The organism is Pseudomonas sp. Irchel 3E19 (assembly GCF_900187585.1).
Lineage (GTDB): Bacteria > Pseudomonadota > Gammaproteobacteria > Pseudomonadales > Pseudomonadaceae > Aquipseudomonas > Aquipseudomonas baetica.
Genome location: NZ_FYDT01000031.1, coordinates 40,117 through 54,292, shown reverse-complemented (window position 1 = coordinate 54,292; position 14,176 = coordinate 40,117). Strand labels below are relative to the sequence as shown.

The following is a 14,176-nucleotide window of genomic DNA, read 5'->3' as shown; positions in this document are numbered from 1 at the left end:
GGGTAGACCGTGTCGGGATTTTTGGAGAACTGCAGCTTCAATGTTTGCCGGTCAAAGCCCTGTGAGCGGCCTGTCAAAGATTTGTGAATGAGCACCCATCTCCCGATGAGCTGGTCAGAAATCTGGGTTTTTTTCGGCTTTATCGATTCATCACGATGCTTAGCCTGCTACCATTTGTCACATCATGTTGCAGGCGTGTCCCCCTTCCCCGGGTCATCCCGGCCACGCCGCAACGAAAAATCCTCAAGCCGTTCGCAGAAACGGTTGACCCCCTTGATGCCTGATGAGGTGCACCCCCCATGTCTGATGCAGATCGAGACAACCCGCGGCGTGAGTTTTTGCGCAAATCCCTGACCCTGATTCCGGTGGTCACCCTGGCCGGCACCAGCCTGGGCAGCAGCGTGCTGCAAGCGGCGCCGGAAGCGGCACCGGTCAAGCCTGCCGCGCAACCGGCTCGCGCCGACGCAGGCGTGTATCAGCCGAGCTATTTCACCGCCGAAGAATGGGCATTCATCAATGCTGCCGTGGCGCAATTGATCCCGAATGATGCTCAAGGCCCGGGTGCACTTGAGGCCGGGGTACCGGAATACATCGACCGTCAGATGAATACGCCATACGCCGCCGGTGCCCTTTGGTACATGCAAGGCCCGTTCAACGCCGACGCCGCACCGGAGATGGGTTGGCAGAGCAAACTGGTGCCAAAAGAGATCTATCGCCTGGGCATCGCCGCCACGGATCAGTGGGCAAAAGCCCTCAACGGTAAAACATTTGCCGAGCAAGACAGCGCTACCCGAGACGATTTGCTCAAGCAACTCGAGGCCGGAAAACCACAATTTGACAGCGTCCCGGCGAAGATTTTCTTCAACCTGCTGCTGCAAAACACCAAGGAAGGGTTCTTCTGCGACCCGATCCATGGCGGCAACAAAGGCATGGTTGGCTGGACCATGATCGGTTTCCCCGGCGCCCGCGCCGATTTCATGGATTGGGTGGAACGCAACGAGCAATACCCCTTCCCGGCAGTTTCGATTCGCGGCGAGAGGGCTTAAGGCATGGCAACGGTAATGAAGAAGGTTGACGCAGTCATCGTCGGTTTCGGCTGGACTGGCGCGATCATGGCCAAGGAACTGACCGAGGCGGGCCTTAACGTGCTGGCGCTGGAGCGCGGGCCGATGCAGGACACCTACCCCGACGGCAACTATCCACAGGTGATCGACGAACTCACCTACAGCGTGCGCAAAAAACTCTTCCAGGACATTTCCAAAGAAACCGTCACCATCCGCCACAGCGTCAACGACATCGCCCTGCCGAACCGCCAGTTGGGCGCGTTCCTGCCGGGCAACGGCGTCGGCGGCGCGGGGCTGCACTGGTCGGGCGTGCACTTTCGCGTCGACCCGATCGAGCTGCGCATGCGTAGCCACTACGAAGAACGCTACGGCAAAAGCTTCATCCCCAAAGACATGACCATCCAGGACTTCGGCGTCAGCTATGAAGAGCTGGAGCCGTTTTTCGATTACGCCGAAAAAGTCTTCGGTACCTCGGGCCAGGCCTGGACGGTTAAAGGTCAGCTGGTCGGTCAGGGCAAGGGTGGCAACCCCTACGCACCGGATCGTTCGAACCACTTCCCGCTGGAAGCGCAGAAGAACACCGTTTCCGCACAGCTGTTCGGCAAAGCGGCTACAGAAGTCGGTTACAAACCCTACAACCTGCCTTCGGCGAATACCTCCGGGCCGTACACCAACCCCTACGGCGCGCAGATGGGCCCGTGCAACTTCTGCGGCTTTTGCAGCGGTTACGTTTGCTACATGTATTCCAAGGCCTCGCCGAACGTGAACATTCTGCCGGCGCTCAAGCCTCTGCCGAACTTCGAGTTGCGGCCCAACTCGCATGTACTGCGGGTCAATCTCGACAGCAGCAAAACCAAAGCCACTGGCGTGACGTACATCGACGGCCAGGGCCGCGAGATCGAGCAACCGGCAGATCTGGTGATCCTCGGTGCGTTCCAGTTGCACAACGTGCGACTGATGCTGCTCTCCGGTATCGGCAAGCCTTACGACCCGATCAGCGGCGAAGGCGTGGTCGGGCGCAACTTCGCCTACCAGAACATGGCGACCATCAAGGCGTTCTTCGACAAGGACACCCACACCAACAACTTCATCGGTGCCGGCGGCAACGGTGTGGCGCTGGATGACTTCAACGCCGACAACTTCGACCATGGCCCGCACGGCTTCGTCGGTGGGTCGCCGATGTGGGTCAACCAGGCCGGCAGCCGCCCGATCGCCGGCACCTCCAACCCACCGGGCACGCCGGCCTGGGGCAGTGCGTGGAAACGTGCGACCGCCGATTACTACACCCATCAAGTGTCGATGGACGCCCACGGCGCGCATCAATCCTACCGAGGCAACTACCTCGATCTGGATCCGGTGTACCGCGATGCCTACGGCCTGCCGCTGCTGCGGATGACCTTCGACTGGCAGGAAAACGACATCAAGATGAACCGCTTCATGGTCGAGAAAATGGGCAAGGTCGCTGAAGCGATGGGCCCGAAAGCCATTGCGGTGATCGGCAAGAAAGTCGGCGATCACTTCAACAGCGCGTCCTACCAGACCACCCACCTCAACGGTGGCGCGATCATGGGCACCGACGCGAAAACCAGCGCCCTGAACCGTTACTTGCAGAGCTGGGACGTGCATAACGTGTTCGTGCCAGGGGCTTCGGCTTTCCCTCAAGGCTTGGGTTACAACCCGACCGGGCTGGTGGCCGCGCTGACCTACTGGTCGGCGAAAGCGATCCGCGAGCAATACCTGAAAAACCCCGGCCCGTTGGTTCAGGCTTAAGGAGCGATGACCATGAAGAATTTTGTTATCGCGACCTTGGCGCTGCTCGGCAGTGCTTCTTTGCAGGCAGCCGAAGTTGATCAATCTTTGATCAAGCAGGGCGAATACCTCGCCCGTGCCGGCGACTGCGTGGCTTGCCACACCGCCAAAAACGGCAAACCGTTCGCCGGTGGCCTGCCGATGGAAACGCCGATCGGCACGATCTACTCGACCAACATCACCCCGGATAAAACCGGTGTCGGTGATTACAGCTTCGAAGATTTCGACCAGGCCGTCCGACATGGCGTCGCCAAAAACGGTAGTACGTTGTACCCGGCGATGCCGTATCCGTCTTACGCCCGTGTCAGCGAAGGCGACATGCAAGCGCTGTACGCGTATTTCATGCACGGCGTTGAACCGGTGGCGCAAGAGAACAAGGCCAGCGACATTCCCTGGCCGTTGAGCATGCGCTGGCCGCTGATGGGCTGGCGCTGGATGTTTGCGCCAAAGGTCGAGGACTACAAAGCCACGTCGCAAGACGCCGTTATTGATCGCGGTGCCTATCTGGTCGAAGGCCTCGGCCATTGCGGCGCCTGCCACACGCCGCGCGCCCTGACCATGCAGGAAAAATCCCTGAGCGCGGCGGACGGCAAAAACTTCCTGGCCGGCAGCGCGCCGCTGGAAGGCTGGATCGCCAAAAACCTGCGCGGCGACCACAAGGATGGCCTCGGCAGCTGGAGCGAAGAGCAACTGGTGCAATTCCTCAAAACCGGCCGCAGTGATCGCAGCGCGGTGTTCGGCGGCATGAGCGATGTGGTCACCCACAGCATGCAATACATGACCGACGCCGACCTGAGCGCGATTGCCCGCTACCTCAAGTCGTTGCCAGCGACTGATCCGAACGATCAGCCGCATCAGTACGACGAGAAAGCTGCCAAGGCCCTGTGGAACGGTGACGACAGCCAACGTGGCGCGTCGGTTTACATCGATAACTGCGCCGCGTGCCACCGCACCGACGGCCACGGCTATACCCGGGTATTCCCGGCGCTGGCGGGGAATCCGGTGCTGCAATCGGACGACCCGACTTCGCTCATCCACATCGTGCTCAAGGGCGGAACATTGCCGGCCACGCACGCGGCACCATCGACCTTCACCATGCCGGGTTTCGCCTGGCGTCTGTCGGATCAGGAAGTCGCGGACGTGGTGAGCTTCATCCGTGGCAGTTGGGGCAACAAAGGGGCGCCGGTCAGCGCTGACGAGGTCAGTCGTTTGCGCACCAGCGATATGACGACCACCTCGGCAGATGACCTGGGCCAGCTAACCCACAGCAATTAAATAAAAAGCCCTGTGCGCATTCATGCACACAGGGCCTTTTGTTTTACGCTACAACCAATACAGCGTTTAATCCCTATTATGGATTCATGATATTTACATACGCCTTGGCCAGTGCCAGCAACTTGGCCTTGTCATTTGCATCAATATCACCGTCACCATCGATATCCTTTACATTGCGCACATCGAAAGTTTCACCCGCGTCGTAAGATGCGGCAATGATGATCTGCGAATCCAGCAGGGACTCGCTCGGCACTGCGTTCTGCGCATCCCAACCAGACTGTTTCAGCGCAAACTGCATGGACACCAGGACTTCATTCGGATCAACCGGAGTCGGCCCAAGTTTCTGCAGAAAGATGCCACGTTGATTAAAGTTCGACACATTTAATTCCTTTTAAATATTGAATAGCAGAATGACAACAAGGCGAATACTAACGACATCGCAAGTTGCACTGCTACTTGAAAGGTGTGTCTCCGGATTGCGATAAACATAGTTCAATCAATAAACCGGAGGAGCTGTTTCCATACCCGAGTCGCCGAACGGCACTGGCTGTTTCCTCGCACCAGCGATACTGTATATACATACAGACGTCAGGACATATCCGATGCACACGCCCTTGCCACCTCGCGGACGCGGCACCGCGACCAACCCGCACAACCGTTTCGCACCGAACCGTTCGGTGGCCGAGGACGACGGCTGGTATCAGGAGGTGCCCGAAACCCAAGGCACCGAAGTGATGATTGAAACGGCGAAAACCATCATCACCCGCAACACTTCGCCGGATCTGCCGTTCGACCGCTCGATCAATCCCTATCGCGGCTGCGAGCATGGCTGCATTTATTGCTACGCGCGGCCCAGCCACGCCTATTGGGGCATGTCGCCGGGGCTCGATTTTGAAACGAAGTTGATCGCCAAGACCAATGCTGCGCAGGTACTGGAAGAACAGCTGAGCAAACGCGGCTATCAATGCGCGCCGATCAATCTGGGCTCCAATACCGATCCGTATCAGCCGATCGAGCGCGAACACAAAATCACCCGCCAGACCCTCGAAGTGCTGCTGCGTTATCGGCATCCGGTAACCATCGTCACCAAAGGCTCGCTGATCCTGCGTGATCTCGACCTGCTGACCGAACTGGCGCAGCAACGGCTGGTGGCGGTGATGATCAGCCTGACCACGCTGGACGATGAACTGAAGCGAATCCTCGAACCGCGCGCTGCGGCGCCCAAGGCGCGATTACGGGCCATTCGGGTCATGCGCGAAGCCGGGATTCGCGTAGGTGTGCTGTGTTCGCCGATGATTCCGATGATCAACGACAGCGAAATCGAAAGCCTGCTCACCGAGGCTCACGCCGCTGGCGCGCAGAGTGCTGCGTACATGATGTTGCGCCTGCCGCTGGAAGTCGCGCCATTGTTCGAAGAGTGGCTGCAGGCGCACTATCCACAACGGGCGGCGCATGTGCTGAGCCTGATTCGCCAGAGCCGGGGCGGCGAACTCTACGACAGCCGTTTCGGCGCACGGATGCGTGGCGAAGGGCCGTTCGCCGACTTGCTCGCGCAACGCTTTGCCAAGGCCATTAAACGTCTTGGTTTAAATCATCGCGAGAGCTACAACCTCGATTGCACAGCCTTCTGTCCGCCGGGTCGCCAGATGTCGTTGATTTAGCGACAATTGGCCTATGGTTGTGAGGTTGGAACCCTTCCGTCGAAACACCTCAGTCACGTTTTTTGTGACCTGGAACACACGTTCTAGAGCGCTTGATTCAGTTTGAGTTAAGTTTCGGCGGCTACCTTGTTCATCGAGTGACTGACGGGACGGGATGACCCGGATGTTTAAACAGCCACTGGCTTCATACCGGAATACCGGGGCAATGACCCCCTGAATCCGCCTAAGAGGATGAATCATGAGTGACAAGGATAAACAGCCGTTGGCTGCGTCGGCGCAAGCCCTTGTGGCGGAATCCGCCGATGCAGCGCTGCGACAGATCGTAGACGGCTTTTTGCATTTTCATCATGAGGTCTTCCCGCAGCAGGAAGAACTCTTCAAGAAACTCGCCACGGCCCAGTCGCCAAAAGCGATGTTCATCACCTGCGCCGACTCGCGCATCGTCCCCGAACTGATCACCCAGAGCTCGCCTGGCGATTTGTTCGTGACCCGAAATGTCGGCAACGTTGTACCGCCTTACGGCCAGATGAACGGCGGCGTTTCCACCGCCATCGAATATGCGGTGCTGGCGCTCGGCGTGCAGCACATCATCATCTGCGGCCACTCGGATTGCGGCGCCATGCGCGCGGTGCTCAACCCCGACAGCCTGGAAAAAATGCCGACGGTCAAAGCCTGGTTGCGCCACGCCGAAGTGGCAAAAACCATGGTGCATGAAAACTGTAACTGCGCCGACGAAAAAGAAAGCATGCCGGTCCTCACCGAGGAAAACGTCATCGCCCAATTGCAGCACTTGCGTACCCATCCTTCGGTAGCCTCACGCATGGCGAACGGTCATCTGTTCATCCATGGCTGGGTCTACAACATCGAAACCAGCGAAATCAAAGCTTACGACGCGGATCAGGGACGCTTCCTGCCGCTCGACGGCAGCCATCCGATTCCGGTGGCGACGCCCAAAGCGCGCTTCTAAATCTTCCTAACAATCTGTGTGGTTTGACGCCGGCCGCTGTTTCAGCGGCCCGGCCTCGCCACGCCTGAAGAAAGCTTCGGGAGAGTCATCATGCGTGCTGCTCAATTAAAAGCGGTGTTGCCACGGGAGCTGCTCGCTTCGGTGGTGGTGTTTCTGGTCGCTCTGCCACTGTGCATGGGTATTGCGATTGCCTCGGGATTACCGCCGGCCAAAGGCCTGATCACCGGGATCATCGGTGGTCTGGTCGTGGGTTGGCTGGCAGGTTCGCCGTTGCAGGTCAGCGGGCCGGCGGCGGGTCTGGCGGTGTTGGTCTTTGAGCTGGTGCGCCAGCACGGTATCGAGATGCTCGGGCCGATCCTGTTGCTCGCCGGTTTTCTGCAATTGGTGGCCGGGCGCTTGAAGCTCGGTTGCTGGTTTCGGGTCACAGCGCCAGCGGTGGTCTACGGCATGCTCGCCGGGATCGGCGTGTTGATCGTGCTGTCACAAATCCATGTGATGCTCGACGCCTCACCAAAGCCCTCGGGGCTGGATAACCTCACAGCATTCCCCGGCGCGGTGTCGCAGGCCTTGCCGTCGTTTGGCTGGCAGGCCGGTCTGCTCGGGCTGGCGACCATTGCGGTGATGTGGCTGTGGGAAAAATTTCGTCCGCATTCACTGCGCTTCGTTCCCGGTGCATTGCTGGGTGTGGGTCTGGCGACGGGTGCCAGTCTGCTGCTGGCGTTGCAGGTAAAACGCGTTGAGGTGCCGGCCAATCTGGCGGAAGCCATCGACTGGCTGAAACCTGCGGATCTGCTCAGTCTGGCGGATCCGACGCTGCTGATCGCTGCGTTTGCCGTGGCGTTTATCGCCAGCGCCGAAACCCTGTTGTCGGCAGCGGCGGTCGATCGCATGCATAACGGCGTGCGCTCGGACTTCGACCGTGAATTGTCGGCGCAAGGCGTCGGCAACATGCTCTGCGGTCTGCTCGGTGCGTTACCGATGACCGGGGTGATCGTGCGCAGTTCGGCTAACGTCCAGGCCGGTGCGACCACGCGTTATTCGACAATCTTCCATGGCCTGTGGCTGCTGGCGTTCGTGCTGTTGCTGTCGAGCGTGCTGCAAAGCATTCCGGTGGCGAGTCTGGCGGGGGTGCTGGTGTATACCGGTTTCAAACTGGTGGATCTCAAGGCGTTTCGCGGGCTGGGACGTTATGGGCGGATGCCGATGTTCACTTACGCAGCGACAGCGCTGGCGATCATCTTCACCGACCTGCTTACCGGCGTGTTGATCGGCTTCGGCCTGACCTTGCTGAAACTGGCGTTCAAGGCTTCGCGCTTGAAGATCAGCTTGATCGACCTGCCGCAGGACGGCGAGATGGAGTTGCGTCTGGTGGGTGCAGCGACGTTCCTCAAAGTGCCAGCACTGACCCAGGTGTTGAACACAATTCCAGCGGGTACGACGGTGCATGTGCCGCTCAATAACCTGAGCTACATCGATCATTCGTGTCTGGAGTTGCTGGAAGAGTGGGGCCGGGCGAATGCGGCCAAGGGCTCTATGCTGTTGATTGAGTCGCGAGGGTTGAAGCGCAGGCTTGAAGGGCGGATTCGGACTACCACAGGTATCGGCGCGGCCGGTTAAATCTCCCCGCCTGAACACAAACCCTTAGGGAGGGGGCTTGCTTCCGAAAGCGGTGGATCAGTCGACATGGTTAGTGACTGACACATCGCCTTCGGGAGCAAGCCCCCTCCCACATTGGCATTTGCGCACGCCTTTAAATCAGGCGGCGGGCTGATCCAGCTCCAGGCCCACACCCAATCGGCGGCCCATACACGGCCAGCGCTTCCACGCGGCGCCGGTGTCGGGGCTGCTGAGTTTTTCGCGGTAAGCCTCTACCGACTCCAGCGCAAAACTCTCGTCGTTGAGCATCTCGTCGATGGCGCGATGCACCGCTTCGTCCAGTTGGTTGGCAAATTCCTCACCGATCAATTGGTGAGCAATCAGATTGGCGACCGTCATGTCAAAGGGGATCAGTGGCTGGCCGAAATGCTTGATGTACAGGTCGTTGACCTCTTCGACAAAACGGTGCGCCAGATAGGCTTCGTCCAGCAGGCTGTCCAGGCCAACGTGCCCGGCCATGATTGCCGGCGGCTGGAGGAAATACTGCTCGGCGATTTTCAGCACCGGTTTGATCTGCGATTCGATTCCCGCTTCCCTGGCGACTTCATTGGCTGCATCCAGCAGGTCTGGCACTTCATCGATGTAGGCGGCGACAAAACGCGTCAGCACGCCTTGGGCGTCGGCTTCCGGCAACTGGATCGCCGGATGTAAATGAGGCAGCTTGCTTTCCAGCTGACGGGTCAGCAGGCCGGTGTCTTTCTCGTGTTGTTGGGCTGTTTGGATCTGCTCGCGCAATGCGGCGGTGTTCATGAAAACTCCAGGAAACAAGGCAATGAAATAGGGAAGACATAAGTTAGCTGGCTTACGAAAAATGCTAAGACGCATTTGTCATAATTATTTCATCCTTGATGCGCCTGCGTTATATCGGTTTGCCACCACTCGTCTGCATCCTTCTCCATTCGTGCCCTTGAACGCAAGTCTCGGCTGTTTCAGTTGATTTACGTGTGCACATTGCAATTCTCAGTCGCTGTCTATACTCGCCATTGAATGGAGTTAGCTGATGACGCCCGACTGCCCAAGCAGCAAGGCCCGGCGATTCAAGTTCGTAGTCTGATGCAGCCGCTCCCTTGCCGAAGGCGTTGCGCCTACGGGATAACAAGAACGATAAGGGGAACCCGCAATGATGCGACATCCACACGTCTGGATGGGCCTCCTGTTGTGGTCGATTTTCAGCCAGGCCAACGCGGCCTGGACTGTGAATATGGCGCCTGGAGCGACTGAAATCAGTCACGCAGTATTCGACCTGCACATGACCATTTTCTGGATCTGTGTGGTAATCGGGATCATCGTCTTCGGCGCCATGTTCTGGTCGATGATGGTGCACCGCCGCTCTACCGGGCAGGTCGCCGCAAAATTCCACGAAAGTACCACCGTCGAAATTCTCTGGACCATTGTGCCGTTCCTGATCCTGGTGGCGATGGCCGTGCCGGCGACCGCCACCCTGATCAAGATGTACGACACCAGTGAGCCGGATATCGATATCCAGATCACCGGTTATCAGTGGAAGTGGCACTACAAATACCTGGGCCAGGACGTTGAGTTCTTCAGCAACCTGGCCACGCCCGCCGAGCAGATCCACAACAAGGAAGCCAAAGGCGAGCATTACCTGCTTGAGGTCGACAAGCCGTTGGTGCTGCCGACCGGGGCCAAGGTGCGCTTTCTCGTGACCTCCGCCGACGTCATCCACTCGTGGTGGGTGCCGGCGTTTGCGGTCAAGCGCGACGCGATTCCGGGTTTCGTCAACGAAGCCTGGACCCGCGTCGACAAGCCGGGCATCTACCGTGGCCAGTGCGCCGAACTGTGCGGCAAGGATCACGGGTTCATGCCGATCGTGGTCGAGGTCAAGGAAAAGGCCGACTACGAAACATGGCTCGCCGAGCGCAAGGCCGAAGCTGCGCAGCTCAAAGAGCTGACCAGCAAGGAATGGACCCTCGATGAGCTTAAAGAGCGCGGCGACAAGGTCTATCACACCACTTGTGTCGCGTGTCACCAAGCCGAAGGCCAAGGCCTGCCGCCAATGTTCCCGGCACTAAAAGGCTCGAAAATCGCCACCGGGCCGATCAAGGATCACCTGAGCATCGTCTTCCACGGCAAGCCCGGCACCGCCATGGCGGCGTTCGGCAAACAGTTGTCGGAAGTCGATATTGCAGCGGTCGTGACCTATGAACGTAACGCCTGGGGCAACAACAAGGGCGACATGGTCACGCCGAAAGAAGTGCTGGAGCTGAAACAGGCGGAAAGCAAATGAGCCGGTCTATTGCGTACTTCGTGAACCAGTCGGGGCTCTGTGCCCCGGCCTGCTCAGCCCACTCACTTGAAGGAGACCGGCCATGAGCGCTGTCATCGATGACCACGGTCACGCCGACCACGCCCACGGCCCCGCCAAAGGCCTGATGCGCTGGGTGCTGACCACCAACCACAAGGACATCGGCACGCTGTACCTGTGGTTTGCGTTCTGCATGTTCCTGCTTGGCGGCTCGTTCGCCATGGTGATCCGCGCCGAGTTGTTCCAGCCCGGATTGCAGATCGTCGAGCCGGCGTTCTTCAACCAGATGACCACCATGCACGGTCTGGTGATGGTCTTCGGTGCGGTGATGCCGGCGTTCGTCGGCCTCGCCAACTGGATGATCCCGCTGATGATCGGCGCGCCTGACATGGCCCTGCCGCGCATGAACAACTTCAGTTTCTGGCTGCTGCCGGCGGCGTTCCTGCTGCTGGTCTCGACCCTGTTCAGCCCCGGTGGCGGGCCGAATTTCGGCTGGACGTTCTACGCGCCGCTGTCGACGACCTACGCGCCGGAAAGCGTGACGTTCTTCATCTTCGCCATCCACTTGATGGGGATCAGCTCCATCATGGGCGCGATCAACGTGGTCGCGACCATCCTCAACCTGCGCGCGCCCGGCATGACGTTGATGAAAATGCCGCTGTTTGTCTGGACCTGGCTGATCACAGCGTTCCTGCTGATCGCGGTGATGCCAGTACTGGCCGGGTGCGTGACGATGATGCTGATGGACATCCACTTCGGCACCAGTTTCTTCAGTGCCGCCGGTGGCGGTGACCCGGTGTTGTTCCAGCATGTGTTCTGGTTCTTCGGCCACCCTGAGGTGTACATCATGATCCTGCCGGCGTTCGGCGCCGTCAGCTCGATCATCCCGACGTTCTCGCGCAAACCGCTGTTCGGCTACACCTCGATGGTCTACGCCACCGCGAGTATTGCGTTCCTGTCGTTCATTGTCTGGGCGCACCACATGTTCGTGGTCGGCATTCCGTTGGTGGGCGAGCTGTTCTTCATGTACGCCACGCTGCTGATCGCCGTGCCCACCGGGGTCAAGGTGTTCAACTGGGCGAGCACCATGTGGCAGGGCTCGCTGACCTTCGAAACGCCGATGTTGTTTGCCGTGGCGTTCGTGATCCTGTTCTCCATTGGCGGGTTCTCCGGGCTGATGCTGGCCATCGCCCCGGCGGACTTCCAGTATCAGGACACCTACTTCGTGGTCGCGCACTTCCACTATGTGCTGGTGCCGGGGGCAATCTTCGGGATCTTCGCTTCGGCCTATTACTGGCTGCCGAAGTGGACCGGGCACATGTACGACGAAACCCTCGGCAAACTGCATTTCTGGTTGTCATTCATCGGGATGAACATGGCCTTCTTCCCTATGCACTTCGTGGGTCTTGCGGGGATGCCGCGGCGGATTCCGGACTACAACCTGCAATTCGCCGACTTCAACATGGTCTCCTCGATCGGCGCGTTCATGTTCGGCGCCACGCAGATCTTCTTCCTGTTCATCGTGATCAAGACCATTCGCGGCGGGCCGCCAGCACCGGCCAAACCGTGGGATGGCGCCGAAGGTCTGGAATGGAGCGTGCCGTCGCCGGCGCCGTATCACACCTTCACTACGCCGCCGGAAGTGAAATGAAACGCCTTGCTTCTGTGGGAGGGGGCTTGCTCCCGAATGCCATTTATCATTCAACAGATAAGTTGACTGACCCGACGCATTCGCGAGCAAGCCCGCTCCCACAGGGGTTCTCGGTTGAGGGATGGAACCATGGCTGACTCGATCTCGCTGAAGAAACTGGTCACCCGCCTGCTCGCCGTGGTGGTGGCGATGTTTGTCTTCGGGTTTGCCCTGGTGCCGATCTACGACGTGATGTGCAAAGCCTTCGGCATCAACGGCAAGACCGGTGGGCAGTACGAGGGCGAGCAGGTGGTCGACACCTCGCGGCAGGTGCGCGTGCAGTTTTTGTCGACCAACACCGCCGACATGCCGTGGGACTTCTACCCCAAACACGACGAGCTGACCGCCAACCCCGGCGCCGTCAACGAGATGATCTTCATTGCGCGCAACCCCACCGACAAACCGATGAGTGCGCAAGCCGTGCCGAGCATCGCGCCAAGCAACGCGGCGGCGTATTTCCACAAGACCGAATGCTTTTGCTTTACCCAGCAGGTGCTGCAGCCCGGTCAGCAGATCGAGATGCCGGTGCGCTTCATTGTTGACCGTGACATGCCCAAGGATGTGAAGCACCTGACGCTGTCCTACACGCTGTTCGATATCACCGCCCGACATCCACCGGTGGCTGTAAACACTGGCGGTTGAGCGTGCCCGATAAGGAGAACAATAAATGGCAACTCATGAGCACTATTACGTTCCGGCCCAGAGCAAGTGGCCGATCATCGCCACGATCGGGATGTTGGTCACCGTGTACGGCCTGGCCGTCTGGTTCAACGATCTGAAGGCAGCGCGCCCGGAATCCCACGGCCCGCTGATCTTTTTCATCGGTGGCTTGCTGGTGGCGTACATGCTGTTCGGCTGGTTCGGCACAGTGATCAAGGAAAGTCGTGCCGGACTTTACAGCGCGCAGCTTGATCGTTCGTTCCGCTGGGGCATGAGCTGGTTCATCTTTTCCGAGGTGATGTTCTTCGTCGCCTTCTTCGGTGCGCTGTTTTACGTGCGGCACATCTCCGGCCCGGCGCTGGGTGGCGAAGGTGCGAAAGGCCTCGCTCACATGCTCTGGCCAAACTTTCAGTTCACCTGGCCGTTGCTGCAAACGCCGGACCCGAAACTGTTCCCGCCGGCCAAGGACGTCATCAGCCCGTGGGGCCTGCCGCTGATCAACACGATTCTGCTGGTCAGCTCCAGCGTGACCATCACCATTGCCCACCATGCCTTGAAGAAGGGCCATCGCGGCGCGCTGAAAATCTGGCTGGCGATCACCGTGCTGCTGGGCTGCGCGTTCCTTGGTTTTCAGGCTGAAGAATACATCCACGCCTACCAAGAACTGGGGCTGACCCTCGGCTCGGGTATCTACGGCGCGACGTTCTTCATGCTCACCGGTTTCCACGGCGCCCACGTAACCATCGGCACGATCATTCTGTTTGTGATGCTGATGCGCATCATGAGAGGCCACTTCGACAACGAGCACCAGTTCGGTTTCGAAGCGGCGAGCTGGTATTGGCACTTCGTCGACGTGGTGTGGATCGGCTTGTTTATCTTCGTTTACGTGCTCTGAGCACTACCAAGGCGCGTGCGACACCAGTTGGCCGCTGTAGAAGCCCCAGGCGATCAAGCCGACCGTGGCAGCGGCCAATGCCACCCGAACACTCAAGGCGATGACCAGACGATTGGAGCTGCTGTCGTCCTTGACCAGGAAAAACAGGCCGCTGAACAGGCTGATCACCGTGGCAATCAGCAGCAGGACGATGGCTGCTTTGAGCATGGGAAGACTCCGGGGGACAGGCGATG

13 protein-coding genes are annotated in these 14,176 nt (G+C 59.1%); 10 read left to right on the top strand and 3 right to left on the bottom strand.

The genetic code is table 11. The features are described from left to right. Positions 1-299 precede the first annotated feature (299 nt). The 3 genes from CKW18_RS19320 to CKW18_RS19310 are packed head-to-tail and all read left to right on the top strand — an operon-like array spanning position 300 to position 4,148. Entirely contained in the window at positions 300-1,046 is a 747-nt protein-coding gene (locus tag CKW18_RS19320; RefSeq protein WP_095190271.1) for a gluconate 2-dehydrogenase subunit 3 family protein, read from the top strand. A gap of 3 nt (positions 1,047-1,049) precedes the next feature. Next, positions 1,050-2,834, top strand: coding sequence for a GMC family oxidoreductase (locus tag CKW18_RS19315; RefSeq protein ID WP_095190270.1), 1,785 nt, complete (start codon positions 1,050-1,052; stop codon positions 2,832-2,834). Between the two features lie 12 nt (positions 2,835-2,846). Further along, on the top strand, positions 2,847-4,148 hold the full coding sequence (locus tag CKW18_RS19310; protein WP_095190269.1) for a cytochrome c: 1,302 nt from the start codon (positions 2,847-2,849) through the stop codon (positions 4,146-4,148). Positions 4,149-4,224: 76 nt separating this feature from the next. On the opposite strand, the gene CKW18_RS19305 is transcribed toward CKW18_RS19310, so the two are convergent. Beyond that, the gene (locus CKW18_RS19305) at positions 4,225-4,527 is read right to left on the bottom strand and encodes a hypothetical protein (protein WP_095190268.1); all 303 of its coding nucleotides are present in this window, start codon (positions 4,525-4,527) and stop codon (positions 4,225-4,227) included. Positions 4,528-4,750: 223 nt separating this feature from the next. Between CKW18_RS19305 and CKW18_RS19300 the strand changes: the two genes are divergently transcribed. The 3 genes from CKW18_RS19300 to CKW18_RS19290 all read left to right on the top strand — a co-directional run bounded on the left by CKW18_RS19300 (position 4,751) and on the right by CKW18_RS19290 (position 8,393). Beyond that, positions 4,751-5,809: a PA0069 family radical SAM protein gene (locus tag CKW18_RS19300; RefSeq protein WP_095190267.1), complete on the top strand. Its 1,059-nt coding sequence runs from the start codon at positions 4,751-4,753 to the stop codon at positions 5,807-5,809. Between the two features lie 238 nt (positions 5,810-6,047). Beyond that, positions 6,048-6,776 (top strand): carbonic anhydrase, encoded by a 729-nt coding sequence (locus CKW18_RS19295; protein WP_095190266.1) that lies wholly within the window; start codon positions 6,048-6,050, stop codon positions 6,774-6,776. Positions 6,777-6,866: 90 nt separating this feature from the next. Continuing rightward, positions 6,867-8,393 (top strand): SulP family inorganic anion transporter, encoded by a 1,527-nt coding sequence (locus tag CKW18_RS19290; protein ID WP_095190265.1) that lies wholly within the window; start codon positions 6,867-6,869, stop codon positions 8,391-8,393. Between the two features lie 138 nt (positions 8,394-8,531). Here the strand turns inward: CKW18_RS19290 and CKW18_RS19285 are convergent, their stop codons facing one another. Further along, positions 8,532-9,182 (bottom strand): hypothetical protein, encoded by a 651-nt coding sequence (locus CKW18_RS19285; protein ID WP_095190264.1) that lies wholly within the window; start codon positions 9,180-9,182, stop codon positions 8,532-8,534. Positions 9,183-9,552: 370 nt separating this feature from the next. Between CKW18_RS19285 and coxB the strand changes: the two genes are divergently transcribed. From coxB to CKW18_RS19265, 4 genes are all read left to right on the top strand, one after another. Beyond that, complete coding sequence (gene coxB / locus CKW18_RS19280; protein WP_095190263.1) at positions 9,553-10,680, top strand: cytochrome c oxidase subunit II; 1,128 nt, start codon at positions 9,553-9,555, stop codon at positions 10,678-10,680. An 82-nt stretch (positions 10,681-10,762) separates the two neighbouring features. Further along, positions 10,763-12,349, top strand: a complete 1,587-nt coding sequence (ctaD, locus tag CKW18_RS19275; RefSeq protein WP_095190262.1) for a cytochrome c oxidase subunit I — start codon at positions 10,763-10,765, stop codon at positions 12,347-12,349. Between the two features lie 129 nt (positions 12,350-12,478). After that, on the top strand, positions 12,479-13,030 hold the full coding sequence (locus CKW18_RS19270) for a cytochrome c oxidase assembly protein (RefSeq protein WP_095190261.1): 552 nt from the start codon (positions 12,479-12,481) through the stop codon (positions 13,028-13,030). Between the two features lie 25 nt (positions 13,031-13,055). Further along, a complete protein-coding gene (locus CKW18_RS19265; RefSeq protein ID WP_095190260.1) occupies positions 13,056-13,943 on the top strand; it encodes a cytochrome c oxidase subunit 3 in 888 nt (295 codons plus the stop codon). Positions 13,944-13,946: 3 nt separating this feature from the next. Here CKW18_RS19265 and CKW18_RS19260 read toward each other — a convergent pair whose 3' ends face one another. After that, the gene (locus CKW18_RS19260) at positions 13,947-14,150 is read right to left on the bottom strand and encodes a twin transmembrane helix small protein (protein ID WP_003220344.1); all 204 of its coding nucleotides are present in this window, start codon (positions 14,148-14,150) and stop codon (positions 13,947-13,949) included. Positions 14,151-14,176 lie beyond the last annotated feature (26 nt).